The organism is Sphaerisporangium sp. NPDC088356 (assembly GCF_040685555.1).
Classification (GTDB): Bacteria; Actinomycetota; Actinomycetes; order Streptosporangiales; family Streptosporangiaceae; genus Sphaerisporangium.
The window spans coordinates 1-25426 of sequence record NZ_JBFBIK010000073.1; the positions used below are offsets into that span (position 1 = coordinate 1).

Genomic DNA, 25426 nt, shown 5'->3' on the forward strand with positions numbered 1-25426 from the left:
GCGACGGGCCCGGCCCGTTCGCGCGGCACCGGGGCGACAATGTGCCGGCCATCGATCAGGAAGGCGTCTCGGGTGCTTCTGGCGGCTCGGTACCGGTTGGACGAGCCTCTCGGACGCGGGGGGATGGGGGAGGTCTGGCGGGCCAGGGACGAGGTCCTCGACCGCCTGGTCGCGGTCAAGCTGCTGCTGGCAGCGTCTCTCGACTCCTCGGCCGCCGCGCGGTTCCGGCAGGAGGCGCAGGCCACCGCCCGCCTGAACCACGCCAACGTCGTCGCCGTCCACGACTTCGGCGAGGCCGAGGGCCGCCTGTACCTCGTCATGGAGCTGATCGACGGGCGCAGCCTCGCGGAAGTGGGGAGTGTCACCCCCCGGGAGGTGTCCCGCATCGGGTTCCAGGCCGCGTCCGGCCTGGCCGCGGCCCACCGGCAGGGTGTGATCCATCGTGACGTCAAGCCCGGCAACCTGCTCCTGGCGGCGGACGGCACGGTGAAGGTCGTGGACTTCGGCATCGCCCGCCTGGCCGACCGGGCGGCGACCGCGCTGACCGGCACTGGCCTGATCGTGGGCACCGGCTCCTACCTCGCGCCCGAGCGGGCCCTCGGCAGGGACGCCGGGCCGGCGTCCGACATGTACGCGCTCGGGTGCGTGCTCTACGAGCTTCTGGCAGGGCACCCGCCCTTTCGCGCGGACACCCTGCCCGCACTGCTGTACCAGCATGTCGAGCTCGCGCCGGTGCCGCCGAGCCGGCTCAGGCCGGACGTGCCGCCCGCGCTGGAAGATCTGTTGCTGAGCCTGCTCGAGAAGGAGCCGGGCGCGCGGCCGGGGGCCGACCAGGTCGCGCACTCGCTGGCCACGGGATCACGGGCGCCCGGGCGTGCCGTCCCGCCCCCACAAGCCCCGCCCCCGCGGGCGCCGTACGGGCCCGCGCCGACTCGCACCATGCCGCCGCCGCCCCACCAGGAGCTCTCTTCCCCGGTTCGCCCGGTGCCGCCGGTTCATCCCGGTGTGCCCGCGCCGACCAGCGTCCTGCCGCCGCTGACCGCCGAGCAGGCGGGCGGGGTGGGCCGGGCCGCCTGGGCATCCATGCGCCCGGGCAGGCGCAAGCCCGTGATGGCGGCGGCAGGGGTCGCGCTCGCGGCCGTGGTGGTGCTGGCGATCGCCGCCCTCCGGCCGGCTTCGGACGTCACGGGCACGGCCGCGCGATCGGAGACCAGCGCGTCCCCGTCCGTCCCGTCGGCGCCGCCCAGTGTCGCGGAGTCGCCACGGCCCACGGCGACCGCCTCCGCGGTGGCGGAAAGCCACGAACCGCTCTCGGACGACCCGCGCGTCCTGCTGGCTCAACTGGCGCAGGCGCTGCGCCTGGCGGCCGCCCAGGGCAGGCTCGACCCCAAGGTCGCCGCCGACGTGCAGCACAAGATCGCTGAGGCTCGGTCCACGCTCGCCGGCCGGTGGGACGACCGCGGCAGGAACAAGGGGCACGACGCGCGCAGGGCGGCCGACCGCGTCCGCGACGTCCTTCACAAGCTCGCGGACGCCGAGGAGAAAGGGCTGCTCACCCGCACCCCCGCGCTCACGCGGCTGCTCGTCCGCATCTCCGGCCTGGCCGGGAACGACGGCCCGCCCCGGGGCCGCGGAGACCACGAACACGACTAGACGGCCGGCGAGGGCTTGGTCGCCGAGCGATGGCGGGCCGGGCTTGCCGAAGGGAGGGTTCGGCCGCACGTCGGGGTCCTCGAACTGAGAGGCTCGGGGGTATGCGGATCGACCTGCACGCCCACTCGACGGCCAGCGACGGCACCGACACGCCCGACGCCCTGATGCGACAGGCCGCCGCCGCGGGGCTCGACGTGGTGGCCCTAACCGATCACGACACCACCGCCGGATGGGCGCCCGCCGCGGCCGCCGTCCCTCCCGGGCTCACGCTGGTGCGCGGCGCGGAGCTGTCGGGCCGGTGGTACAGGAGCGGGCCCTCGATCGGGCTGCACCTGCTGGCCTACCTGTTCGACCCCACCTACGACCCGATGGTGGCGGAGCTGGCCAAGGTGCGCCGGTCACGTGACATCCGGGCCGAGAACGTCGTCGCGCTGCTGAACGCCGACGACATCGACATCACGCTCCCCGAGGTGCGGGGCTACGCGGCGGGCGGCACCGTGGGGCGCCCGCACATCGCCCGGGCGCTCGTCGGGCGGGGCCTGGTCGGGTCGGTGGACGAGGCGTTCGCCCCCGAATGGCTGGGGAAGCGGTACCGGCTGCCGAAGGCCGACATGGATGTGCTGACCGCCATCCGCCTGGTGAACGAGGCGGGCGGCGTGTCGGTGCTGGCCCATCCGAGGGCGGGCAGCCGGGGTCACATCGTGCCGGACGATCTGATCGCCGATCTGGCGGTGGCGGGCCTGTGGGGGGTGGAGGCCGACCACGTGGACCACGCGCCCGAGGACCGCGAGCACGTGCGCCTCCTTGCCCGCGATCTCGGCCTGCGGGCGACCGGCTCCAGCGACTACCACGGTGACAACAAGACCGTCCGCCTCGGCGCCTTCACCACCGACCCCGCCGTCTACGAGGACCTCATCGCGACCGCCACCGGCACCGCTCCCGTCCACGGGTAGCCGGCTCGCGCGTCAGAGGAGGTCGCCGGGGATGGCGGCGTACTCCCTTCGCAGGGTGGTGAGGATCGGCTCGTCCACCGACAGCTCGGCCCCGTCGATCGAGCGCACGGGGCGCGGGCCGATGGCGGCGTTGGTGACGAACGCGGAGCCCATCGTGGCCAGGTCGCCGGTATCGATGCCGGCGGCGTCGAAGGGGATGCCGGCGCGGCGCATGACGTCGCTGAGAAGGCGCATCGTCACGCCGTTGAGGCGGTCGGACTCCGGCCACAGGACACGACCGGCGCGGACGAACCCGATGTTCCAGGAGGGGCCCTCGGTCACGCGGGACCGGCCGTCGACGAACAGGACGTCGTCGTGGCCGCCGAGCTGGGCGAGCCGCCTGTGGAAGACGGTGCCGAACAGCCCGGTGTGCTTGACCTCGGGCAGGTCGCGCTCGTAGTGGACCGCCCCCAGCGTCAGCGGGGCCAGGTCGGCGGGGGCCGGCCTTGTGGTGACGAGGATCTCCGGCTGGGCCTTGGCCGCCGGGTGGGCCAGGTCGAGCTCGGGGTCGAACACGGTGACCCTCACGATGACCGGAGACGGCGCCGAGGCGGCGACCCGCCGGACGAGATGGCGGACCCGTTCGAGATTGAGGTCGACGCCGTGCAGGACCCGGCAGTCGCCGAGGAGCCTGTCGAGATGGAGGGAGAGACCCCGGACCCGCAGCTCCTCCACCCGCATGGTGGTGAAGTGCCCGTAGTTGTAGAGCGCGAGCGTGCCGAGCTCGCCGGGTGTGACGGGACGTCCGTTCAGCTCCATCATGCGGCCATCCTGGCAGCCGCCGAGCCGCCCGTCGGCTCGAGAGCCCCATTGTTCGCCCCAGGCGTGAACCCGGCGTGGTGGACGGACGGGCCCGTGCCGTCAGTAGCCGGTGGCGGGGTCGACCACCCCGTCCAGGGGCAGGCCGGCGCGGAAGCGGCGGACGTTCTCCTCGACCCGCTCGCACAGCATGCGCATGACGTAGTCCGCCGAGTCGGCGCTGTGCGAGGTGATGAGGGCTCGCGGGTCACTCCACAACGGGTGGCCTTCGGGGAGCGGCTCGGGGTCGGTCACGTCCAGGCCGGCGGCGGAGAGGCGCCCCTCGGCGAGCGCCCGGACGAGGGCGCCGGTGTCGATGTGCGCGCCGCGCGCGACGTTGACGACCACGGCGTGGGCGGGAAGCAGCGCCAGTTCGGCCGCGCCGACGACGTGCCTGGTCTCGGGGGTCAGGGCGAGGGCCAGCACCAGGACGTCGGTGCCGGGAAGCACGCCCGCCAGGGCGGAGGGCGGCAACGTCTCGTCGGCCCCCTCGACCTTGTCCGGCCGGCGGCGGATGACCCGGACGTGGCAGTCGAAGGGCCGTAGCAGCCGGACGAGCCGTTCGGCGATGCCGCCGCCGCCCAGGATGGTCACGCTGAGGCCCTCAAGAGAGCGGGGATTCGTGGACGACCAGCGCGGGGTCCGCGCCTGGTGCGAGACGTCGCGCAGGCAGGTGAGGATCAGCATGAGGGCGTGCTCGCTCACCTGCCCGGCGAAGGACCCCTTCGCGCAGGTGAAGGTCACGGGGCGCTGGAAGACACCGGTGGCCGCGAACCTCTCGACCCCCGCCGAGGGCAGCTGCACCCACCGGACGTCCGGGCTGCCGTCCAGGGCCTCGCCGAGCAGGCCGGGCGGGCCGGGGGCGAGCCATACGAACCCGTTGGCCTCGGCCGGCGGTACGACGGCTCCGCCGCCGCGGGCCACGGCCTCCTCGACGCCGGAGCGGAGCAGGTCGGGGTCGTTGGCACGCCGGCCGGTCGTTCCCGGCTCTGTATTGGGAAATATCGCGATACGGGCTTCCACGGCGCTCATTCTTCCCCACTAGGCTCGTCAGGCGTGGCGGAGCTCTGGGCGACGGTCGGCACGGCGGCGGGCATGTTCGCCGGTACCAACATCGACGACATCATCATCCTGACCGTGCTGTTCCTGTCCGCCAGGGCGGCAGGCAGGCCGCGGACCTGGCACATCTGGGCCGGCCAGTATGCCGGGATCGCGATCCTGGTGGCGCTGTCGGCGGTCGCCGCGCTCGGCCTGACGGTCGTGCCCGATCAGTGGGTCGGGCTGCTCGGGCTGGTGCCGTTCGGGCTGGGCGTCAGGAGCCTGATCGCCGCCGTGCGGGCCCGCGGTGACGAGGGGGACGAACCGCCTCCGGTCGCGACCGGGCTCGTCTCGGTGGCCGGGGTGACCCTCGCCAACGGCGCGGACAACATCTCGGTGTACACGCCGGTGTTCCGCACGATCGGGGCGGCGGCCACGGTGATCACGGTCGTGGTGTTCACCGCCGGGGTGGCGCTGTGGTGCCTGGCGGCCGCGTGGCTCGGCTCGCACAAGAAGGTCGTCGAGATCGTGGAGCGCTACGGCAGGTGGATCGTGCCGGTCGTGTTCATGCTGATCGGCGCGGTGATCGTCGCCGAGTCGGGGGTCCTCGGCCGCCTCTTGTGAGCGCCCCGGCGCCGCTCGGCCCGGCAGTACGCTGATCGTCATGGTCGTGCTGCGCTCCATCGCCCTGTTCGTGCTGGCGGCGGTGGCCGAGATCGGGGGAGCCTGGCTGGTGTGGCAGGGCGTGCGGGAGCATCGCGGCCTGCTCTGGATCGGCGCGGGGGTCCTCGCGCTGGGCGCCTACGGGTTCGTCGCCACCTTCCAGTCCGATCCCAACTTCGGCCGCATCCTGGCGGCCTACGGCGGCGTCTTCGTCGCCGGTTCGCTGGCCTGGGGCATGATCGTCGACGGCTTCCGGCCCGACCGCTGGGACGTGATCGGCGCTCTCGTGTGCCTCGCGGGCGTCGCCGTCATCATGTACGCCCCGCGCGGCTGAGCACCCGTCGGCGGACCTGGTCAGGTCGCCGGCCACCACCTCGGCGCCCACGGCCCGGAGCGCGTCGGCGCGGTCGTCCTCGTGGTGGAGGAACGCGCGGACGGCGAGGCCCCGCTGTCGCAGGCCCGCGACGGCGCTACGGCCGGCCGCCCCGGTCCGCCCGGCGGCGCCCGTGAGGAGAATCAGCTGTTCATCGGTCATCGACGGCCCCTTCCCGGTCATTGTCACGCGGTGCCCGAGAAAGGTCTACACCAATTGCCGGTCAGTGGGGAATCTTCTTAATCCCAGTGTTCGCCCACGAATTGGTATATACCACGAGCCGCGCCCGGAGTTTCGCCGGAGTTCACCTCGCCGAGCGAATGGATTAGACCGCTATATTGGGTTCTACCAGGGAAAACGCCAAGGTGAGGCGAGGGTGACGTTTCCCGATGTAAATCGTAGGTAGAGTCCCCGGAACGAGGCGGAATCGCACGCCATTGCAGTCGTTGAAGGAGTTCGAGTGCCCAAGTACGTATACGACTTCACCGAGGGCAACAAAGATCTCAGGGATCTCCTCGGTGGTAAGGGTGCCAATCTCGCGGAGATGACCAACCTTGGTCTTCCCGTGCCTCCGGGGTTCACGATCACCGCCGAAGCCTGCCGCTGCTACCTCTCGGACGGGGGCTTCCCCGAAGGGCTCTCCGACGAGGTCGAGACCCACCTCACCGCGATGGAGAAGGGGATGGGCAAACGCCTCGGCGACGCCGGCGACCCCCTGCTCGTAAGCGTGCGTTCCGGTGCGAAGTACTCCATGCCCGGCATGATGGAGACCGTCCTCAACATCGGCCTCAACGACGAGTCCGTGCAGGGCCTGGCCAAGCAGGCGGGCGACGAGCGCTTCGCCTGGGACTCCTACCGCAGGCTCATCCAGATGTTCGGCAAGACCGTGCTCGGCATCGACGGCGACCTGTTCGAGAACGGGATCGACGCGGCAAAGCGGAACAAGGGCGTCGACAGCGACCTGGACCTCGAAGCGGCCGACTTCCAGCGCCTCGTGGAGACGTACAAGGGCATCGTCAGGGAGCAGACGGGCCACGACTTCCCCTGCGACCCGCGCGAGCAGATGCGGCTCGCCGTCGAGGCGGTCTTCGAGTCATGGAACGCCCCCCGCGCGATCATCTACCGCCGCCAGGAGCGCATCCCGGCCGACCTCGGCACGGCGGTCAACATCGTCGCGATGGTCTTCGGCAACCTCGGGATGGAGTCGGGCACCGGCGTCGCGTTCACCCGCGACCCCGGCTCGGGCCAGCAGGGCGTATACGGCGACTACCTGCAGAACGCCCAGGGTGAGGACGTCGTCGCGGGGATCCGCAACACCGTTCCCCTGCAGGAGCTCGCACATATCGATCCCGAGTCCTACCAGCGGCTCCTCGACATCATGAAGACGTTGGAGAACCACTACCGCGACCTGTGCGACATCGAGTTCACGATCGAGCGCGGGAAGCTGTGGATGCTCCAGACCCGCGTCGGCAAGCGCACGGCGGCGGCGGCCTTCCGCATCGCCACCCAGTTGGTCGACCAGGGCCTCATCGACCTGGACGAGGCCGTCTCCCGGGTGACAGGCGACCAGCTCGCGCAGCTCATGTTCCCCCGGTTCGACGTCGGCGCCGGCCTGCGGCGGATCGCCAAGGGCATGAACGCCTCGCCCGGCGCCGCCGTGGGCAAGGCCGTGTTCTCCTCAGAGCGGGCCAAGGAGCTGGCGGAGCAGGGTGAGGACGTCATCCTGGTCCGCCGGGAGACGACCCCGGACGACCTCGTCGGAATGATCGCCGCCCAGGGCGTGCTGACCAGCAGGGGCGGCAAGACCTCGCACGCCGCGGTGGTGGCGCGCGGCATGGGCAAGACCTGCGTGTGCGGGGCCGAGGAGCTGGAGGTCGACGCGCGGGAGAGGCGGTTCACCGCTCCCGGCGGCCTGGTGGTCGAGGAGGGCGAGATCATCTCCATCGACGGCAGCACCGGAGAGGTGTACCTCGGCGAGGTGCCGGTCATGGCCTCGCCCGTCGTGGAGTACTTCGAGGGCTCGGGCGACCGGGGCGACGAGCTCGTCCAGGCCGTGGACCGCGTCATGAGCCACGCGGACGAGCGCCGCCGCCTGGACGTACGGGCCAACGCGGACAACCCCGACGACGCCGCCCGCGCCCGCAGGTTCGGCGCGCGGGGGATCGGGCTCTGCCGCACGGAGCATATGTTCCTGGGCGACCGCCGCCGGCTCGTCGAGGACCTGATCCTGGCCGGTTCGGGCGAGGAGCGCCGCGCGGCCCTCGACGCCCTCGAACCGCTCCAGAAGTCCGACTTCGTGGGCATCCTCGCGGCGATGGACGGGCTGCCGGTGACGATCCGGCTGATCGACCCGCCCCTGCACGAGTTCCTTCCCGACCTCACCGCCCTCTCGGTGAAGATGGCGCTGGCCGGCGCGGACGCGACGCCGAGGGACCGCAGGCTCCTTGCGGCCGTCAAGCGGCTGCACGAGCAGAACCCGATGCTCGGCCTGCGCGGCGTGCGGCTCGGCCTGGTGATCCCCGGGCTGTTCGCCATGCAGGTGCGGGCCATCGCCGAGGCGGCGGCCGAGCGGCGCGCGGCCGGGGGAGACCCGCGGGCCGAGATCATGATCCCGCTGGTCAGCGCGGTGCAGGAGCTCGAAGGCGTACGCGACGAGGCCGAGCGCATCCTCGCCGAGGTGGGCGTGGAGGCGCTGATCGGCACGATGATCGAGGTGCCCCGCGCGGCCCTCACCGCCGGGCAGATCGCCGAGGCGGCGCAGTTCTTCTCCTTCGGCACCAACGACCTGACCCAGATGACCTGGGGCTTCTCCCGTGACGACGTCGAGGCCGCGTTCTTCTCGCGCTACCTCGACCTCGGGATCTTCGGGGTGTCCCCGTTCGAGACCATCGACAGGGGCGGCGTCGGCCGGCTGATGAGCATCGCCGTCGAGGAGGGCCGCAGGACCCGTCCTGACATCAAGCTCGGCATCTGCGGAGAGCACGGCGGCGACCCGGAGTCGGTGCACTTCTGCCACGAGATCGGCCTGGACTACGTCTCCTGCTCGCCGTTCCGGGTCCCGGTCGCCCGTCTGGAGGCCGGGCGCGCGGCCCTGGCGTGCGCGGAGTCCGAGTCCCGCTGACCCGCCGCCCCCGGGTCCCGCGCCCGCCGGAGCGCGGCGCGGGGTCCGGACCGCGGTGCGCGGAACCCGCCGGCCCCGGGGTGCGGGCCGCTCGGCGGTGGGGTGCGGGCGGTGGTGCATAGGGGGCGTTAGGGGCACTCTGACCTGCGAAGACACATGAGATCTGCCGGACATCGTGAGTTTCCTGCATGTTTGTGATGCGTAGGCCGTCGCCGGGGTAGCATCCGGCTACCGATGAGAGCCTATGAAGAGTTCGACCAGGCGAGATGGGTCCCGGAACCTCCCGGCAACCCAGAGCGCAGCGCGTTCGAACGCGACCGCGCCCGCGTCCTGCACAGCGCGGCGTTGCGGCGGCTGGCGGCCAAGACCCAGGTGGTCGGGCCGGGGGAGATCCCCGACCACGGCCGCCACATCCCGCGCACCCGCCTGACCCACTCCCTGGAGTGCGCCCAGATCGGCAGGGAGATGGGTAAGGCGCTCGGCTGTGACCCCGATCTCGTGGACACGGCGTGCCTCGCCCACGACCTCGGCCACCCGCCGTTCGGGCACAACGGCGAGGCGGCGCTCAACGAGCTGGCGGCCCGGTGCGGCGGCTTCGAGGGCAACGCTCAGAGCCTGCGGCTGCTGACCCGGCTGGAGGCCAAGGTCCTCACCGCCGACGGCAGGAGCGCCGGGCTCAACCTCACCCGCGCGACGCTCGACTCGGCGCTGAAGTACCCCTGGACATCGGCCCACGGGCCGAAGTTCGGCGTCTACCCCGACGACCTGCCGGTCTTCGAATGGGTGCGGAGCGGCGTCCCGGCCTCCCGGGTGAGCTTCGAGGCCCAGGTCATGGACTGGTCGGACGACGTGGCCTACTCCGTCCACGACCTGGAGGACGCCCTGCACTCCGGGCACGTCACGCTGGCCCTGCTCCGCGATCCGGGGGAGCGGCACGACGTCTGCGAGCGCACCCTCAAGTGGTACGCCACCGACTCAAGCCTGACCGAGCTTGAGGACACCCTCGCCGGCCTGGTCGCCGAGCCGCTCTGGCCCTCCCGATTCGAGGGCACCATGGCCGACCTCGTGGCGCTCAAGTCGTTCACCAGCGCGCTGATCGGGCGGTTCTGCCTGTCCGCGCAGGCCGCCACCCTGCACACGTACGGCCCGGGGTTCACCAGGCACGGCGCCGACCTGATCGTGCCGAGGGCCACCCGCCTTGAGTGCGCGCTGCTCAAGGGGGTCACCGCGCACTACGTGATGGCCAGGGAGGACCACAACGCCAACCAGGCCCGCCAGCGCGAGCTGATCGCCGAGCTCGCCTCGATGATCATGCTGGGCGCCCCGGGGACTCTGGAGCCCGCCCTGAGGGCCGCCTTCGCCGACGCGAGCGACGACGCGGGCCGGCTGCGCGTGGTCGTCGACCAGATCGCCTCGCTGACCGACGTCTCCGCGGTCGCCCTGCACCGGGCCCTCGGCTCCCGCGCCTAGCCCCGCCCCTCCACCCTCGCGTGCCTAACCGGTGGTCACGACGTCCGGGTCGGCGCTCTGGGTGGGGACGGGCCGCTCTTCGGGCTTCTTGCCGGGCTTGGACGTGCAGAGCGTGCGGCACGGGGGTGTGGCGCCCACCCTGGCCCGCACGGCGGCCACCTGCTGGGCGGGGGAGAGCGTGTGGTTGCCGTTCAGCCACGCGTCAAGATAGGTCCACGGGTCGACCATGCCCCGCCGGACCCACCACAGCTTGGACGGCACCGCCCAGGACACCGCGAAGTAGAGGTTGGAGCCCCCGCCTCTGGCGTTCCCCGAGTCGCCGATGCGCCCGAGCACCTGGCCCGCGCTCACGCCCATGCCGGGCTTGAGGCCCTGCGCGACCGTGTCGAGGTGGCCGCCGAAGTACAGGACGCCGTCGGCGCCGAGGATGGAGACGAACCGGCCCTCGCGGTCGGCGCCGTGGTCGGTGGAGGACTTCCAGCGGTTCTTGGCGTTCACCTCGTGCACGGTGCCGCTGACGGGGGCGACGAAGGAGCAGCCCTTCCCCGCCCAGATCGTGGTCTTGGGCAGGACCAGCTGCTTGCGGGCGTAGCTGATCCGGCATCCGCGCACGGGGAAGACGTAGCTGAACCTCGACAGGCGCGGCGGGGGCACCCGGACCGGGTCGTCGCCGGGCGGCGGCTTCACCGCGGTGGCGGCGGCGCTCGGCTTCAGCGTGGCGGCGTCGATCTCGCCTCGCCGCCCGCCGGGGGACGCGCTCGGCGTGCCCGCGGCCTCCACAGCGCTGGAGGCTCCCTCGGCGGCGCCGGGCGTGGCCGGTGTGCTCGCCGTCGCGTCCGGAGTGGGCGCGGGCGGCAACGTGCTGATGCCGGCCACTCCGCCCGGGGCGGTGCAGGCCGCGGTGACCAGCACCGCCGCGGCAATGGCGGCGAGTCGCCCCGATCGCATGATCCCCACCCGCTTGACGTTACCGAAAATGAGCGTTTCCTTTGTAACCGACCTACATGGCCGACACGACCCATTCGCGGAAAATCACCCACCTTGTACGGCTCGCGCCCCAGGCTGTCGGTGGTGAGCCGTAGACTCACGGCGTGGCAGGGCGGATCAGTGACGAGGACATCGCGCTCGTGCGGGAGCGCTCATCGATCGCCGAGGTCGTAGGCGAGCATATCCAGCTTCGCAACGCGGGCGGCGGCAATCTCAAGGGCCTGTGCCCCTTCCACGAGGAGAAGTCCCCTTCGTTCAACGTCACCCCCTCCCGTGGCTACTGGTACTGCTTCGGGTGTGCCGAGGGCGGCGACGTCATCACCTTCGTCCGCAAGCTCGAGCACCTGACCTTCACCGACGCCATCGAGCGGCTGGCGCAGCGCGCGGGCATCCAGCTCCGCTACGAGCAGGGCGGTTACGTCCCCGGGCGCGAGCACGGCGAGCGCAGCCGCCTGATCGAGGCGCACAAGGCCGCCGCCGAGTTCTACGCCTCCCTGCTCTCGGAGGCCGAGGCGGCGCCGGGCCGCAGGTTCCTGTCCGAGCGGGGCTTCGAGCGGGTCGACGCCGAGCACTTCGGGGTGGGTTACGCCCCCGCCGAGTGGGACCGCCTCGCCCGCCACCTGCAGGGCCGCGGGTTCAGCGCCGCCGAGCTGATCAAGGGCGGCCTGGCCAGAGAGGGCCGCAGGGGGCCGGTCGACCGGTTCCGCGGCCGGCTGGTCTGGCCGATCCGCGACATCACCAACGAGGTGATCGGGTTCGGCGCGCGCAAGCTGCTCGACAGCGACGACGGGCCCAAATACCTGAACACCCCCGAGAGCCCCATCTACAAGAAGAGCACCGTCCTCTACGGCATCGACCTGGCCAAGCGCGAGATCTCCAAGCGCTCCCAGGCGGTCGTCGTCGAGGGCTACACCGACGTCATGGCCTGCCACCTGGCCGGCGTGCCCACCGCGGTCGCCACCTGCGGCACCTCCTTCGGCGAGGAGCACATCAAGGTCCTGCGGCGGCTCCTGCTCGACCAGGCCGAGTTCCGCGGCGAGGTCGTCTTCACCTTCGACGGCGACTCGGCCGGGCAGAAGGCCGCGCTCCGCGCCTTCGCCGACGAGCAGAAGTTCGTCACCCAGACCTTCGTGGCCGTGCAGCCCGACGGGCTCGACCCGTGCGACCTGCGGGTCAAGCAGGGCGACGGCGCCGTGCGCGACCTGATCGCCAGCCGCGAGCCGCTCTTCGCCTTCGCCATCCGCAGCGTCATCTCGCGCTACGAGCTCAACTCGAACGAGGGGCGCCTGGCCGCGCTCGACGCCGCCGCGCCGCTGGTGGCCGGCATCAAGGACCCCGCCCTGCGCGGCAGGTACGCCGTCGACCTCGACCGCTGGCTCGGCTTCATGGACGAGCGCATGGTGCTGCGGCGCATCCAGGAGGTCGGCGGGCGCTCCGCCCCCGGCGGCCGGGCCGGCGCCCCCGAGCGGCCCGCAAGGCGCGCGGCGGCGCCCCGTCCGGTCGATCAGGCCGACCCTGTGGTGCGCATCGAGTCCGAGGCGCTGAAGCTCGCCGTGCAGCGTCCGGCGCTCATGGGCCCGGAGTTCGACGCGCTCGGCCGGCAGGCGTTCACCGCTCCCGAGCACGTCGCCCTGTACGAGCTGGTCATGTCCGCCGGCGGCACGGTGGCGGGCGGCCCGGGCGGGCGCGAGTGGGTCGACCGGCTGCTCCAGGCCACCGAGGACGACGGCCTGCGGGCGCTGGCCACCAGGTTCGCGGTCGAGCCCGTGCGTTCCGACCTGGCGAGCGAGGAGCGGTACGGCGCGGCCGTGCTGGCCCGCCTGGCCGAGATCGCGGTGACGCGCGCCCTGTTCCAGATCAAGGCCAAGATGGAGCGTCTCAACCCCGTTGAGCAGCAGCAGGACTACAACCGGCTCTTCGGGGAACTCGTGGCGCTCGAACAACAACGGCGCGTGTTAAGAGAACGCGCCGTCGGAGCGTAATTAAGTTTACTTTCCGCTTCTCGCGACGGCCAAACTTTCGTTTCATATCGATTCGGTAATAGCTCTCGCCTTACCTTCCGTGCCAAAAATAGGCCTGCCCTTTTCCGGTCCCTGTACCGCAGACTATGTCCCGTGGGTGCATCGGTGCTGCCAAGTGGACCGCCGTCGGTAGATCAGGTGGCGGATCTAGTCACGAGAGGAAGGGAGCGCGGAAGCGTCACCGTCGACGACGTGGCCGCCGCGCTTGACCGCTCCGAGTTGCCGGCCGACGCGCTGGAACGCGTCGTGCGGATGCTCGCCGAAAAGGGTGTGGAGGTGCTCGAACCTCAGGCCGAGGAGGACACCCCCCGCCCTGATGAGGAGGATGTCGGCAAGCGGGCGCCGACCAGCGACCTCGTCCGCATATACCTGCGGGAGATCGGCCGGGTTCCGCTGCTGACGGCCGAGGAGGAGGTGGAGCTGGCCAAGGCCATCGAGGCGGGCCTGTTCGCCGAGGACAAGCTGTGCGATCTCGGCCTGAGGCTGGCCAAGCCCGAGTTCGAGGAGCTCGTCTGGGAGGGGGTCCGGGCGAAGCAGCGGCTCATCGAGGCCAATCTGCGGCTCGTGGTGTCGATCGCGAAACGCTATGTCGGTCGCGGAATGCTCTTCCTCGATCTGATCCAGGAGGGCAACCTGGGTCTCATCCGCGCGGTGGAGAAATTCGACTACACCAAGGGTTATAAGTTCTCCACGTATGCCACGTGGTGGATTCGCCAGGCGATCACCCGGGCGATCGCGGACCAGGCGCGCACGATTCGAATTCCCGTGCACATGGTCGAGACGATCAACAAGCTGGTGCGCGTCCAGCGGCAGCTCCACCAGGATCTCGGCCGGGAGCCCGCTCCCGAGGAGATCGCGATGGAGATGGACCTGCCCGTCGACCGGGTGGTGGAGATCCAGCGCATCGCCCAGGAGCCGGTGTCGCTCCAGTCGCCCATCGGCGAGGAGGACTCCGACCTCGGTGACTTCATCGAGGACGCCGACGCGGTGGTGCCGATCGAGGCGGCGGCGTTCATCATGCTGCAGGACCAGCTGGACGACATCCTCGCCACCCTGTCCGACAGGGAGCAGCGGATCATCCAGCTGCGCTTCGGGCTGTCCGACGGCCACCCGAGGACCCTGGAGGAGGTCGGCCGGGAGTTCGGCGTCACGCGCGAGCGCATCCGGCAGATCGAGTCCAAGACGCTGGCCAAGCTGCGCCACCCGACGCGCGCGCAGATGCTCCGCGACTACCTCGACTGAGCCGGCCCGTCCGGTCCACGACCTGCCGGCCGTCCCGGCCATGCGGGTCGTGGGCCGGGCCCGGCCACGCGGAGCCCATGGTCCGGGCGCTGCGACTCGGACCGGTACCGGTCACGAGAGGAGGAAGGCAGGGACGGCACTCCCCGTCTCCGCCGGACGGCGGCGGACGGCGTTGTCTCCCGGAAGCCGACGCTCTCCTGCCGACGACCCCATGGACGCGCGGTACGCGCTCGACGATACCGCGCTCGAGCAGGCCGCACTCGACGTGCTTGACGCGAACTGGACAGGGTCGGCCACCGTGCCGGCGGTGGGGCGCTACCCCCACCAGTGGAGCCTGGACTCCGCCTTCGTGGCGATCGGGCTCGCCCGCCGCCGCTGGTCCCGAGCGTGCGCCGAGCTGCTGAGCCTGTTCGACGGCCAGTGGAGCACCGGGATGGTGCCGCACATCGTCTTCGACCGGTCCACCGGTGAGGCCTACTACCCCGGCCCGTCGCTGTGGCGGTCGGCCGACTGCGCGGCGGCGCCGCACGGGTCGCTCACCTCGGGGCTCACCCAGCCGCCGCTCCAGGCCTGCGCCGTGTGGTGGATCTGGCGGTACGCCGCCGACCGCGACGCCGCCCTCGGCTTCGTACGGCGCGCCTGGCCCAGCCTGGTCGCCCAGCACGACTACCTGGCCTCCGCCCGCGACCTCGGTGGCGACGGCCTCGCGGCGATCGTCCACCCCTGGGAGTCGGGGCTGGACGACAGCCCGGCCTGGGACGCCCCGCTGGCCGCGCTTCCCCTGGTGCGCTACGCCTGCGCGCTGGGGGAGTGGCGGTCCGACAGCCACCACGACCGCTACGCGTGGCTCGCCACGCGCTACCGCGACTCCGGCTACGGCGCGGGCTACCTGCGCGACGAGCACCCCTTCGCCGTCGAGGACCCGCTGTTCAACGGGATCTGGCTGGCCTCCTGCGACGCGCTGGCCGGCCTCGCGGACGCCATAGGGGCCGACCACACGCGCTTTCGCGAGGCCGCCGACCGGATCAGGGGGGCGCTGCTCGACCGCCTGTGGAACGGCGCCTTCTACGCGCGCGACCTGCGTGCCGGGCAACTGATCCCTGTGAGCACGGTGGGCGGCTTCGGGCCGCTGCTGGACCCCGGGATGCCCGCCTCGGTCGTCGGGGTCCTCACCGAGCTGCTGGAGTCCCGCTTCCTCGGGCCCAGCGGGTATCCCGTGCCCAGCTGCGAGGTACGGGCGCTGGAGTTCGACCGTTCGACCTACTGGCGCGGGCCGTCCTGGGTGAACACCAACTGGCTGCTCTGGCGGGCGGCGGCCGTGCACGGCCTCGCGGGCCTGGAGGCGTCGCTGGCGGCGAGCACCCTCCGGCTCGTACGGCAGGCGGGGTTCCGCGAGTGCTTCGACCCCTTCGACGGGATGGGCCGCGGCTGCCGCGACTTCTCCTGGTCGGCCGCCCTCACCCTCGACCTGCTCGCCGGGTAGCTTTCAACCATGCGATTTCCCTGGGGTTCCCGGAGCCTTCCCGCCGAGGCGGGCGTCACGCTGGAGGCGGGCGAACGGGTGCTCGTCCACGCCCGCACGCCGGACGGCGCGTACGTCGTGGCCACCGACCGGGCGCTGCGCCTGCCGGGCGAGACGCCCCTGCCCTGGTACCGCATCGACCGGGCGCTGTGGGACGAGGAGGGGCTGCGCGTCGTGGCCACCGACGGCACCGAGCGGTGGATGGCGCTGCCCGAGCCCGGACGTCTTCCCGAGGCCGTGCGGGAGAGGGTGACGTCCTCGATCCTGGCGAACCGCCACGTGGGCTTGGGGAACCGAGGGGGAGTGCGCCTGGTCGCGCGCCGGGTGCCGGGGCAGGACGCCGCGGAGTGGGAGTTCGTCTTCGACCCGGGCCTCGACCCCAAGGACCCGGGCCTGAGGGCCGCCGCCGAGCAGGCCCTCGAAGAGCTGAGACGGAACCTCGGCATCTGAGGGGCTTGTGGGCGTGCTCCGGGACGAGAGCCTCCAGTAGAACGCCGATCTTCACCGCGCAGCGAGGCGGCCCAAGTGGGGATCCACGTGGGCCGCCTTGGCGTGGCGCCGTATCAGGTCACCCGGTCCATCTCGGTGTCCGGCCAGCCGGTGCCGGTGTCGTCCCTGGCGACCGCCCAGCCGTTCCTGTGCAGAAAGGGCACCCGGTCGCCCAGCACGTCCCCGAGCTTGTGCCTGGTCACCTCGGCGGCCTTGGAGGCCTGCGCTCCGGCCACGCCCGCGGCCTGCTGGACCATGGGATTGTCGGCGACCCGCTGTGCCACCCGCTTGATCTGCTCGTACCGCTCCCGGCCGGCTCGGCTGCCCAGGACGTAGCCGACGGCCAGGCCCACGGCGAACGTGAATCGATATCGCATCTTCTACCTCCGCGTGCCGCTGGCATCCCCGCTCTCCGCCTCCCCTACCCCGGCTGCGAAGGGTTATGGTCTCGATGTGCCGCTGGTTCTTCGGGAAAGGCGCCCGTCGCGGGTTCCGTGAGACGCCTGAGGATCAGGGTGCGACACGCACTCCCCGGAATGCGCTAATCTAGTTTCGCGCAGCAAGGAAGGGCCGAACAGCCCCCCGCGCGACGCGCAGACGATCCCGTGTAGCTCAATCGGCAGAGCAGCCGGCTGTTAACCGGCAGGTTATAGGTTCGAGTCCTATCGCGGGAGCCACGCTCGAAGGCCCCAGGAGATTCTCCTGGGGCCTTCGGTGTTTCAGGACTTCAAAGATCCGTCTGAGATATGGCGGGACAAATCGCCGATGATGGCCCAAGATGTGGTCTGCCGTGCTTCGTGTCACTGCGCTCACGCGCCAACGCCTACTGTGACGGCGTTCGCGCAGGGCTCGACGGCCCGGCTGCCGCGGATCATGCAACCGCAGCGGGGAAGGCCGCTGCCTACAGGGTTTCCGCGCCGCCGGAACGGCCGGATACCTGTGAGACCAATGGGTCGGTTGTCCTATGGTGTTCTGGATGAGGTCTCGACGTCTGTTTCCGTTTTCCGACTCGTCCTCCCGCTCATCGTCGGAGGAGGTTCCCGCTGAGGAGTTACCGGCGCACGCCGTACGTCGCGTGGAGGGGCGTAGGCGCCGGCCGGAAGCCGATCCGGTGGCCGGAGGAGCGTGTCCCGCCTACCGTCCGCCGGATGAGCGGACCGGGACGGCCGACCCGGCGGAGGCCGAGAAGTTCCTGCGGCTGTTCCACGAGGAGAACCCCGACGCAGGGCCGGTGGAACCGCGGCTGCGTCAGGTGCTGGCCCAGATCTCCCGGTACGGGACCTACACCCACACTCCGCAGGAACTGACCCACGGTGCCCGGGTGGCCTGGCGCAACAACAACCGGTGTATCGGCCGTTTGTACTGGCAGTCACTCCGTGTTCGGGACCTGCGTTCCGTCCACAGTGCTGAGGGCGTGGCGGTGGAGTGCGTCGACCATTTGCGTGAGGCGACCGGTTCGGGGCGGATCCGGCCGACGATCACGGTCTTCGCTCCGGACATGCCCGGCCGTCCCGGGCCGAGGATCTGGAACGAGCAGCTCATCCGCTACGCGGGGTACCGCACGCCGGACGGAGCGGTGATCGGGGACGCGCGCAACGCCGACCTCACCGCGTCGGCGCTGCGCCTCGGGTGGGCGGGTGGCCCGGGGACGCGCTTCGACGTGCTGCCCCTGGTGATCGAGGACGGGCACATGTCGTCGCCGCTGCTGGCGACCATCCCGGGGGACGCCGTCCTGGAGGTGCCGCTGGCCCATCCCGCGTATCCGTGGTTCGAGCGGCTGGGCCTGCGCTGGCACGCCGTGCCCGTGATCTCGAACATGTGCCTGGAGATCGGCGGCATCTGCTACCCCTGCGCGCCGTTCAACGGGTGGTACATGGGGACTGAGATCGGCGCGCGGAACCTGGCCGACGAGGACCGTTACAACCTGCTCCCCCTGGTGGCCGAAAGGCTCGGGCTCGACACCTCCAACGAACGTACGCTGTGGAAGGACCACGCGCTGGTGGAGCTCAACGTCGCCGTGCTGCACTCCTTCGGGCAGGCGGGGGTCACGATCACCGACCACCACACCGAGGCTCGCCGTTTCATCTCGCATCTGGAGCGCGAGGAGCGTGCCGGGCGGGTCTGCCCCGCCGACTGGTCGTGGATCGTCCCGCCGCTCTCCGGCTCGCTCACACCGGTCTTCCATCGCTACTACGACGACGTGCAGCTGACCCCCGCGTTCGTCCAGCATTCGCGCAAAAGCGAGCACGAGGGGTAATCCCGTTCCTCCCTCCGGAGGAGGAGTGGTGTAGAACGTTATTCGGTAACGGTCTCTCCGGGAGGTTCGATGTCCGATCTCGTGCTGTCGTCGCTGGACGAGGGCGTGCTCACGCTGACGTTCAACCGGCCGGACCGGCTGAACGCGTGGATCGGCGCCATGGGGCGGCGCTACTTCGACCTGCTGGAGGAGTCCGAGCGCGACCCGGGCGTCCGCGCGATCGTGGTCACCGGCGCGGGCAAGGGCTTTTGCGCGGGCGCGGACTTCCAGACGCTCACCGCCCTTCAGGACGGCTCGTACGACGAGGAGCCCGACAAGCGGCCCAACACCCATCCCACGACGATCCGCAAGCCGATCATCGCGGCCGTCAACGGCGCCTGCGCGGGGCTCGGCATGGTCCACGCGCTGGTGTGCGACGTGGTGTTCACCTCGGCCGACGCCAAGTGGACCACGGCGTTCGCCCGGCGGGGCCTCATCGCCGAGTACGGCCTCGCGTGGATCCTGCCCAAGCTCATCGGGCAGGCGAAGTCCATGGACATCCTGCTCTCGGGCCGTACGTTCACCGGCGCGGAGGCCGGCGAGCTCGGCCTGGTCAACCGCGTGGTGCCGGGGGAGCGGCTGCTGGAAGAGGCGGTCGCCTACGCGCGCGAGCTGGCGGCGCATAGCTCGCCGGCCTCGATGGCAGTGATCAAGCGGCAGGTCTGGGGCGGCTGGCAGGAGTCCCTCGACGTCTCCGCCGCCGAGGCCGTCCGGCTGATGATGCAAGCGTTCGGAAGGCCCGACTTCGCGGAGGGCGTCGCCAGCTTCCTGGAGCGCCGTCCGCCCGCTTTTCCGCCCTTCGGCTAGACGGTTACCGCCCCCTTGCGTGCTATCCGCCCGCGTCTGCCGAGGTCCGACCGGGCTTCCACCAGCAGAGGCCGGTCGTTTGTCAGCTCGGGCCCCCCAGCGTTGGCGAAGCGGCCCCACATGGTGTTGAATGGCAGTGGTTGTAGTGGAGGTTCGTTAACGTGTAGCAGCGCCTGCGGAGTTCTTACAGCGGGCGTTCCACCGTGCGAAGCCAATGTGCTTTCAAGGGGCGGTCGGTCGCTAAACAACCCGGGGCTCCACGCCCGTGGACCTCGTAGATCGTCTCATTAGGAGATCAGTTTCATGGCTCAGGGAACCGTCAAGTGGTTCAACGCCGAAAAGGGCTTCGGTTTCATCGCTCCCGATGACGGCAGTGCGGACGTCTTCGTCCACTACTCCGCCATCGACTCGAGCGGCTACCGCAGCCTCGAGGAGAACCAGCGCGTCGACTACCAGACGACGCGTGGGCCGAAGGGCCCCCAGGCGGAGCAGGTTCGTCCGCTCTAGTCAGTAGTCGAGCCGCGAGGCTCTGTGAAGGCGGCTCTGCCGCCTTCACCCCAAGGACGCAAGTCGGGGCGGTTTGCATCATCGCGAGCCGCCCTCGCGTCCATTGATTGGAGGTCCTCAGTGGACCTATCCGTAAGCGTCCGCGCCGACACGGCCGTGTGCCGCGTCAGTGGGGACGTCGACATCTCATGCTCGCTTGTGCTGCGTGAGCGGCTTCTCGCCGCGCTCCAGCCACCGCGCGCCCGCCTCGTCCTGGACCTGTCTGAAGTCACCTTCATGGACGCCAGCGGGTTGGGAGCGCTCATGGCCGCCCGTCGCCGTTCACTGCTTCTCGGCGGGGGCGTCCGGCTCGTGGCCCCCTCATCTCCCGTACGCCGTGTGCTCGAGGCAAGCGGACTGCGATCTCGGTTTCCTGTGGAAGTAGCGACGTTGTCCGCGAAAGCGGATCCGGGGGTCGCACAGCTCGCCTCGCAGTGAAGGCCGTACGACTGCAGAACCTTGATCGAAACGGCGCCTTCTCCGGAGCTTCTCCGGACAGGAGGCGCCGTTTCGCGTTACCATGTCTTGACATAAATCTCTGTATTTCCTACCTTCTAAATAGGTAAATCTGAGGGGGCGAGCGTGACCGGATCCGTCTGCGTCGTCGGCGCTGGGCCAGGCGCCACGTGCCTGGTCGAGCGCATCTGCGCCAACGCCTCCAAGATGGCCGGGTGGCGTCCGCTCGACATCCATGTGGTCGATCCTTCCCCGGCCGGCCGCGCCTCCGGCCCGGAGACGAGGCCGCCGGGGGTGCGCGTCCAGGTCCATCGTGCGAGGGCGGTGGACCTGGCGGGCCGCTGGGTGCTGCTGGACGACGGCACCCGCCTCGACACCGACGCCGTGGTCCTCGCCCAGCACCACCTGGACGTGCTCGCGACGCCGGGCGAGCTGGAACTGCTCGGCTTCGCCCGGCGGCACAGCCTGTACTACCGGCCCACCGGCTACGCGGGCAGCCTCCCGCTCGACCACGTGCCCGGCGGGCAGCCCGTGCTGGTGCGCGGCCTCGGCAAGGTCTTCTCCGAGGTGCTGGCACAGCTGACCACGGGCCGTGGAGGCCGGTTCAGGTGCGACCGGGACGGCGAGCCGACCTACATCGCAGGCGGCAGGGAGCCGCTGATCCACGTCGGCTCCCGGCGTGGCGTGCCCGCTCCGGCGCTGATCGAATACCCGCTGAGAGGCGACCACCCGCCGGCTCCGAGGTTCGTCACGGCACTCGCCGACCGGCCGCATGACTTCCGGCGGGAGGCGTGGCCGCTGGTCGCCAAGGATCTGGCCTTCGCGTACTACCACGAGATCCTTACCGCCCACCCGGAGCGGGCCCGGATGCGCTGGGCCGACTTCGCGGACGCCTACGCCCCGGAGGAGTGGGGCGGCAAGGCGATGCGCGCACTGATCCGCAAGGCGGTGCCCCGCTTCGAGGACCGGCTCAACCTCACCCGGCTCGACCGCCCGCTCGCCGGCATGCGCTTCGGCGACCTGCCCGGCCTGCAGAGGTGGATGCACGGCTACCTCGCCGCCGGCCTCTCCCGCAGGGCCGACCCCGCGCACAGCGCCGACCTCGCCATGATCTACGGGCTGCGCGGCGTGCTCGGGGTGCTCGCCGAGCGGGCGGCGGAAGACCCGTGGTTCCAGCGGTTCGCCGACCACGCCGCCGGCGGGCTGCCCGCCGCGCGGCTCGCCGAGCTGAGGGCGCTGGGCAGGGCGGGGATCGTCACCTTCCTGGGCACCGACACCCGGGTCGAGCCCCACGAGAACGGCACTTGGCGGGCGACCGGCACCACCGTGCCGGGATCCCTGACCGCCCAGGCCTTCATCGAGGCGAGGCGGCCCGGCCCCAGCGTCAGCCGCACCCGTGACCCGCTGGTCCAACGGCTGCACACGCTGGGAGAGTGCGTCGAGGAGTCGGGGCTGCTGAAGGTGCGGCTGCCCGACCGGCGCATCGTCGACCACGCCGGGGCGGCGCACCCCCGGAGGTTCGCCTTCGGCCCCTGGACCACCGGAGGCGAGGGTACGACCCTGCGCCGGGGGCTCGACGCGGCCGTGATCCGCCACGCCGACTCCCTGGCACGCACGCTCCTCGCCGAAACCCTCACCCCGGCCATCGCCAAAGTCGCCTGAGCGTTAGTCGAGGCGGCGGGCTCCGGCGGCGGGGGCGGCGGGAAGGAAGCGCGGGGCCGCCCAGCCCCGCTGCCCGTACGCCCTGACGATCTCCTCGCGCACCCTCTGGACCCGGTCGGCGGCTACCAGGGCGATCGCCGAGCCGCCGAAGCCGCCCCCGGTCATGCGGGCGCCCCGCGCCCCGCCCCGGACGGCCGCCTCGACCGCCACGTCGAGCTCGGGGCAGGACACCTCGTACTGATCGCGCAGCGAGAGATGGGAGGCGTTCAGCAGGGCGCCGATCTCGCGGACGGCACCCGCGCGCAGCAGCCCGATCAGCGCCTGCACCCGGTGGTTCTCGGTGACGACGTGCTGGACGCGCTTGCGCTCGTCGCCGTCGAGCGTGGACAGGGCCGCGGCGAGGTCGGTGACGTCGCGCAGCGCCTCCACCCCGAGGCGCTTGGCCGCGCTCTCGCAGTCGCGCCGGCGGCGGGCGTACTGCCCGTCGGCGAGCTCGTGGTGGACACCGGTGTCGATGATCAGGATCTGGAGCCCCTCGGCGGCGAGGTCGAGCGGCACCGCCCGGGTGGCGAGGCTCCGGCAGTCCATGAAGAGGGCGTGGCCCTCCTGGCTGAGCGCGGAGGCGGCCTGGTCCATGATGCCGCAGGGCATGCCGACGAAGTCGTTCTCGGCCTTCTGCGAGAGCAGGGCGAGGTCGAGCCTGCTCAGGCCCAGGTCGTACAGGTCGTTGAGTGCCATGGCGACCGCGACCTCCAGCGCGGCGCTGGAGGACAGCCCCGCGCCCGGCGGCACGTCGCCGTCGATCACCAGGTCGGCGCCGCGCACGGCGTGCCCCGCCTGCCGGAGCGCCCAGAAGACGCCCACGACGTAACGGGCCCACCCCTCGGCCCGCTCGTACTCCTTGATCACCTGAGGGGTCGTCTTCCCGTCCGCGCCGGCGGCCTGGAGGGAGAGCAGCGTGATCGTGTCGTCGTCACGCCGGCCCACCGCGGCCGTGACCCCCCATGGCACCGCGAAGGGCAGCACGAAACCGTCGTTGTAGTCGGTGTGCTCCCCGATCAGGTTGACCCGCCCGGGCGCGTGCCAGGCGCCCTCGGGGTCGTGGCCGAACGCCGCACGGAAAGCATCGACGGCGCGCATCACGGCGGCTCCTCGTGTTCGGGGTCCGTCGTAGCCTACCGACCGCCCGTCGCCTGTACGCATGCCAAGCTGGCCCTGTGGACAACGGCGAGACGCTGCCCTCGGGACTCGCGCTGCGGCTCCCCAGCCCTCTGGAGGAGCTGCGCGACGACCGGCTGGGCGAGGTCCGCCTGTTCCTGAAACGCGATGACCTGATCCATCCCGAGCTGCCGGGGAACAAGTGGCGCAAGCTCAAGCACAACCTCGCCGAGGCCGCGCGGCAGGGGAAGGGCACGTTGCTGACCTTCGGCGGCGCCCACTCCAATCACATCCGGGCCACCGCCGCGGCCGGGCACCACTTCGGGCTCGCGACGATCGGCGTGATCCGCGGCGAGGAGCACCTCCCGCTCAACCCGTCGCTGGCGTACGCCGCGTCGCGCGGGATGCGGCTCACCTACCTCGACCGCTCCACCTACCGGGCCAAGGACTCCCCGGAGGTGATCGACCGGCTGCGCGCCGAGTGGGGTGACTTCTACCTGCTGCCCGAGGGCGGTGGCAACGCGTACGCGGTCCGGGGCTGCGCGGAGCTGCCCGCGGAGATCGAAGCCCAGCTCCAGGCCGTCGCTCCGGGTCGCGCGGGCGGCGGGCCGGCGTTCGACGTGATCTGCTGTGCGTGCGGCACGGGCTGCACCCTCGCGGGCATCGCGTCCGCGCTCCCACCGGGCTGCCGGGCCGTGGGCTTCCCCGTGCTGAAGGGCGGCGATTACCTGGCAGGCGAGGTCGAGCGGCTGCAACGCGAGGCCTTCGGGACGCCGTCGCAGGGCTGGAGCCTCGAATGCGGCTTCCACTTCGGCGGTTACGCCAAGATGACCAAGGAGCTCGCCGTCTTCATCGAGGACTTCGCGGTACGGCATGGCGAGACGCTCGACCGGATCTACGTGGCCAAGATGATGTACGGGATATTCGACCTGGTATCCAGGGGAGCTTTCCCGCCGGGCGCCCGGCTCGTCGCGGTCGTGACCGGCGGTCCGGGCCCAGGCCAGGGCTCTGGAGGGCTAGCATGATCTTCCGGAACGAGGCAGGGGATCTGTCATGACAAAGCGTGCTTTGGTGCTTGGTGGCGGCGGCGTTGCGGGCATCGCCTGGGAGACGGGAGTCCTCGCCGGGCTGGCGGAGGGCGGCATCCACTGCCGTACGGCCGACAAGATCGTCGGTACGTCCGCGGGCGCGACCGTCGCCGCGCAGCTGACCAGCGACATGCCGCTGGACGAGCTCTACCGCCGCCAGGCCGACCCGGGCCTGCAGAACAAGGAGCTGCCGAGCGGCATCTCGATCGAGGAGCTGGTGTCCTCCTTCGAAGCCCTCTACGAGCGGACACGGGATCTCGCCCAGGTGCGCAGGGAAGTCGGCGAGCTGGCCCTCGCGGCACGCACCGTTCCCGAGCCCGTGCGGCGAGAGGTGATCGCCAACCGGCTTCCCCGCCACGAGTGGCCCGAGGCCGACATCGCCCTCGTGGCCGTGGACACCGCCACGGGCGAGCACCGCGTGTTCGACCGGGCCTCCGGGGTCGACCTCGTCGACGCGGTGGCGGCGAGCTGTGCCGTGCCGGGGGTCTGGCCTCCGGTGACCATCGGCGCCGGCCGATACATGGACGGCGGGGTCCGGTCCGGGGTCAACGCCGACCTGGCGGCGGGGTACGACCGCGTCCTGGTCCTCGCTCCCCTCGAAGACCCCCAGCTGGCGGGCCAGGTGGAGTCCCTCGGCGCCGGCGGGGAGGTCGAAGTGATCATCCCCGACAAGGCCTCGCTCGCCGCCATGGGCGCCGACCCGCTGGACCCGGCCGTGCGCACCCCCTCCGCCGAGGCTGGCTACGCCCAGGGCCGGGCCATCGCGGAACGCCTGATCACTTTCTGGAACTGACCGGTTTTGCGGCGCATTGTGCGTGAGGACGCAAATCGATTGCCATGAGGTTGACCTCCTGGCTGACAGGTCCGCAGGGCCACAGTCGCAACCGGCTGTAAGGCGGTGCAAGCCCATGTCACATCCGGACGCCGCCCGAAGTGATGGGGCTGGCCGGCGGCATCCGGCCAGCTCGGTGTATGCGGACGGGAGTGCGTGCCGCGTACGGCCGTCGGCGCGGGCCGTCGGTGCCAGAGAGCGGGCAGCGGGCC

The 25426-nt window shown here is 71.3% G+C and carries 22 protein-coding genes and 1 tRNA gene; 18 read left to right on the forward strand and 5 right to left on the reverse strand.

The window, feature by feature from the left end:
* The first annotated feature begins 72 nt into the window (after positions 1 to 72).
* Both AB0O34_RS24225 and AB0O34_RS24230 read left to right on the forward strand, forming a co-directional pair.
* A complete protein-coding gene (locus tag AB0O34_RS24225) occupies positions 73 to 1653 on the forward strand; it encodes a serine/threonine-protein kinase (protein WP_363918903.1) in 1581 nt (526 codons plus the stop codon).
* Positions 1654 to 1754: 101 nt separating this feature from the next.
* Complete coding sequence (locus tag AB0O34_RS24230; RefSeq protein ID WP_363918905.1) at positions 1755 to 2606, forward strand: PHP domain-containing protein; 852 nt, start codon at positions 1755 to 1757, stop codon at positions 2604 to 2606.
* A gap of 12 nt (positions 2607 to 2618) precedes the next feature.
* Here AB0O34_RS24230 and AB0O34_RS24235 read toward each other — a convergent pair whose 3' ends face one another.
* Both AB0O34_RS24235 and AB0O34_RS24240 read right to left on the reverse strand, forming a co-directional pair.
* Positions 2619 to 3407, reverse strand: a complete 789-nt coding sequence (locus tag AB0O34_RS24235; RefSeq protein ID WP_363918907.1) for an aminotransferase class IV — start codon at positions 3405 to 3407, stop codon at positions 2619 to 2621.
* 99 nt (positions 3408 to 3506) lie between these two features.
* On the reverse strand, positions 3507 to 4466 hold the full coding sequence (locus AB0O34_RS24240; protein WP_363918909.1) for a D-isomer specific 2-hydroxyacid dehydrogenase family protein: 960 nt from the start codon (positions 4464 to 4466) through the stop codon (positions 3507 to 3509).
* 33 nt (positions 4467 to 4499) lie between these two features.
* Here AB0O34_RS24240 and AB0O34_RS24245 point away from each other — a divergent pair, with 33 nt between their 5' ends.
* The 4 genes from AB0O34_RS24245 to AB0O34_RS24260 all read left to right on the forward strand — a co-directional run bounded on the left by AB0O34_RS24245 (position 4500) and on the right by AB0O34_RS24260 (position 10108).
* The gene (locus AB0O34_RS24245; protein ID WP_363918911.1) at positions 4500 to 5105 is read left to right on the forward strand and encodes a cadmium resistance transporter; all 606 of its coding nucleotides are present in this window, start codon (positions 4500 to 4502) and stop codon (positions 5103 to 5105) included.
* Positions 5106 to 5145: 40 nt separating this feature from the next.
* Entirely contained in the window at positions 5146 to 5478 is a 333-nt protein-coding gene (locus AB0O34_RS24250) for a YnfA family protein (protein ID WP_363918913.1), read from the forward strand.
* Positions 5479 to 5977: 499 nt separating this feature from the next.
* On the forward strand, positions 5978 to 8638 hold the full coding sequence (gene ppdK / locus AB0O34_RS24255) for a pyruvate, phosphate dikinase (RefSeq protein ID WP_363918915.1): 2661 nt from the start codon (positions 5978 to 5980) through the stop codon (positions 8636 to 8638).
* A gap of 234 nt (positions 8639 to 8872) precedes the next feature.
* Complete coding sequence (locus AB0O34_RS24260) at positions 8873 to 10108, forward strand: deoxyguanosinetriphosphate triphosphohydrolase (RefSeq protein ID WP_363918917.1); 1236 nt, start codon at positions 8873 to 8875, stop codon at positions 10106 to 10108.
* A 24-nt stretch (positions 10109 to 10132) separates the two neighbouring features.
* Here AB0O34_RS24260 and AB0O34_RS24265 read toward each other — a convergent pair whose 3' ends face one another.
* Complete coding sequence (locus AB0O34_RS24265; RefSeq protein ID WP_363918919.1) at positions 10133 to 11056, reverse strand: peptidoglycan DD-metalloendopeptidase family protein; 924 nt, start codon at positions 11054 to 11056, stop codon at positions 10133 to 10135.
* A 143-nt stretch (positions 11057 to 11199) separates the two neighbouring features.
* Here AB0O34_RS24265 and dnaG point away from each other — a divergent pair, with 143 nt between their 5' ends.
* The 4 genes from dnaG to AB0O34_RS24285 all read left to right on the forward strand — a co-directional run bounded on the left by dnaG (position 11200) and on the right by AB0O34_RS24285 (position 16330).
* The gene (gene dnaG / locus AB0O34_RS24270) at positions 11200 to 13077 is read left to right on the forward strand and encodes a DNA primase (RefSeq protein ID WP_363918921.1); all 1878 of its coding nucleotides are present in this window, start codon (positions 11200 to 11202) and stop codon (positions 13075 to 13077) included.
* Between the two features lie 177 nt (positions 13078 to 13254).
* On the forward strand, positions 13255 to 14358 hold the full coding sequence (rpoD, locus tag AB0O34_RS24275; protein ID WP_363918923.1) for an RNA polymerase sigma factor RpoD: 1104 nt from the start codon (positions 13255 to 13257) through the stop codon (positions 14356 to 14358).
* Positions 14359 to 14569: 211 nt separating this feature from the next.
* The gene (locus AB0O34_RS24280; RefSeq protein ID WP_363918925.1) at positions 14570 to 15841 is read left to right on the forward strand and encodes a hypothetical protein; all 1272 of its coding nucleotides are present in this window, start codon (positions 14570 to 14572) and stop codon (positions 15839 to 15841) included.
* A 9-nt stretch (positions 15842 to 15850) separates the two neighbouring features.
* Positions 15851 to 16330, forward strand: coding sequence for a hypothetical protein (locus AB0O34_RS24285; protein WP_363918927.1), 480 nt, complete (start codon positions 15851 to 15853; stop codon positions 16328 to 16330).
* 113 nt (positions 16331 to 16443) lie between these two features.
* Here the strand turns inward: AB0O34_RS24285 and AB0O34_RS24290 are convergent, their stop codons facing one another.
* A complete protein-coding gene (locus AB0O34_RS24290; RefSeq protein WP_363918929.1) occupies positions 16444 to 16746 on the reverse strand; it encodes a YtxH domain-containing protein in 303 nt (100 codons plus the stop codon).
* Positions 16747 to 16970: 224 nt separating this feature from the next.
* On the opposite strand from AB0O34_RS24290, the gene AB0O34_RS24295 reads away from it, so the two are divergent.
* The 6 genes from AB0O34_RS24295 (at position 16971) to AB0O34_RS24320 (ending at position 22136) form a co-directional block, all read left to right on the forward strand.
* Positions 16971 to 17046 (forward strand) — tRNA-Asn (locus AB0O34_RS24295).
* Positions 17047 to 17480: 434 nt separating this feature from the next.
* Positions 17481 to 18626, forward strand: a complete 1146-nt coding sequence (locus tag AB0O34_RS24300; protein WP_363918931.1) for a nitric oxide synthase oxygenase — start codon at positions 17481 to 17483, stop codon at positions 18624 to 18626.
* 69 nt (positions 18627 to 18695) lie between these two features.
* A complete protein-coding gene (locus AB0O34_RS24305) occupies positions 18696 to 19472 on the forward strand; it encodes an enoyl-CoA hydratase-related protein (RefSeq protein WP_363918933.1) in 777 nt (258 codons plus the stop codon).
* Positions 19473 to 19775: 303 nt separating this feature from the next.
* Entirely contained in the window at positions 19776 to 19979 is a 204-nt protein-coding gene (locus tag AB0O34_RS24310; protein WP_248964071.1) for a cold-shock protein, read from the forward strand.
* A gap of 120 nt (positions 19980 to 20099) precedes the next feature.
* Positions 20100 to 20456, forward strand: a complete 357-nt coding sequence (locus AB0O34_RS24315) for an STAS domain-containing protein (protein ID WP_363918935.1) — start codon at positions 20100 to 20102, stop codon at positions 20454 to 20456.
* A 144-nt stretch (positions 20457 to 20600) separates the two neighbouring features.
* Positions 20601 to 22136 (forward strand): FAD/NAD(P)-binding protein, encoded by a 1536-nt coding sequence (locus tag AB0O34_RS24320; protein WP_363918937.1) that lies wholly within the window; start codon positions 20601 to 20603, stop codon positions 22134 to 22136.
* Between the two features lie 3 nt (positions 22137 to 22139).
* On the opposite strand, the gene galK is transcribed toward AB0O34_RS24320, so the two are convergent.
* Positions 22140 to 23276: a galactokinase gene (gene galK, locus AB0O34_RS24325; RefSeq protein ID WP_363918939.1), complete on the reverse strand. Its 1137-nt coding sequence runs from the start codon at positions 23274 to 23276 to the stop codon at positions 22140 to 22142.
* Positions 23277 to 23353: 77 nt separating this feature from the next.
* Here galK and AB0O34_RS24330 point away from each other — a divergent pair, with 77 nt between their 5' ends.
* Entirely contained in the window at positions 23354 to 24319 is a 966-nt protein-coding gene (locus tag AB0O34_RS24330; protein WP_363918941.1) for a pyridoxal-phosphate dependent enzyme, read from the forward strand.
* Positions 24320 to 24347: 28 nt separating this feature from the next.
* Positions 24348 to 25175: a patatin-like phospholipase family protein gene (locus tag AB0O34_RS24335; RefSeq protein ID WP_363918943.1), complete on the forward strand. Its 828-nt coding sequence runs from the start codon at positions 24348 to 24350 to the stop codon at positions 25173 to 25175.
* The last annotated feature ends 251 nt before the right edge of the window (positions 25176 to 25426 follow it).

Coding starts and splice junctions, on each gene's coding strand:
- AB0O34_RS24285 (WP_363918927.1), top strand. CDS start 15,851: ATGCGATTTCCCTGGGGTTCCCGGAGCCTTCCCGCCGAGGCGGGCGTC.
- AB0O34_RS24235 (WP_363918907.1), bottom strand. CDS start 3,407: ATGATGGAGCTGAACGGACGTCCCGTCACACCCGGCGAGCTCGGCACG.
- AB0O34_RS24310 (WP_248964071.1), top strand. CDS start 19,776: ATGGCTCAGGGAACCGTCAAGTGGTTCAACGCCGAAAAGGGCTTCGGT.
- AB0O34_RS24250 (WP_363918913.1), top strand. CDS start 5,146: ATGGTCGTGCTGCGCTCCATCGCCCTGTTCGTGCTGGCGGCGGTGGCC.
- AB0O34_RS24290 (WP_363918929.1), bottom strand. CDS start 16,746: ATGCGATATCGATTCACGTTCGCCGTGGGCCTGGCCGTCGGCTACGTC.
- AB0O34_RS24305 (WP_363918933.1), top strand. CDS start 18,696: ATGTCCGATCTCGTGCTGTCGTCGCTGGACGAGGGCGTGCTCACGCTG.
- AB0O34_RS24280 (WP_363918925.1), top strand. CDS start 14,570: ATGGACGCGCGGTACGCGCTCGACGATACCGCGCTCGAGCAGGCCGCA.
- AB0O34_RS24230 (WP_363918905.1), top strand. CDS start 1,755: ATGCGGATCGACCTGCACGCCCACTCGACGGCCAGCGACGGCACCGAC.
- AB0O34_RS24335 (WP_363918943.1), top strand. CDS start 24,348: ATGACAAAGCGTGCTTTGGTGCTTGGTGGCGGCGGCGTTGCGGGCATC.
- galK (WP_363918939.1), bottom strand. CDS start 23,276: ATGCGCGCCGTCGATGCTTTCCGTGCGGCGTTCGGCCACGACCCCGAG.
- AB0O34_RS24260 (WP_363918917.1), top strand. CDS start 8,873: ATGAGAGCCTATGAAGAGTTCGACCAGGCGAGATGGGTCCCGGAACCT.
- AB0O34_RS24265 (WP_363918919.1), bottom strand. CDS start 11,056: ATGCGATCGGGGCGACTCGCCGCCATTGCCGCGGCGGTGCTGGTCACC.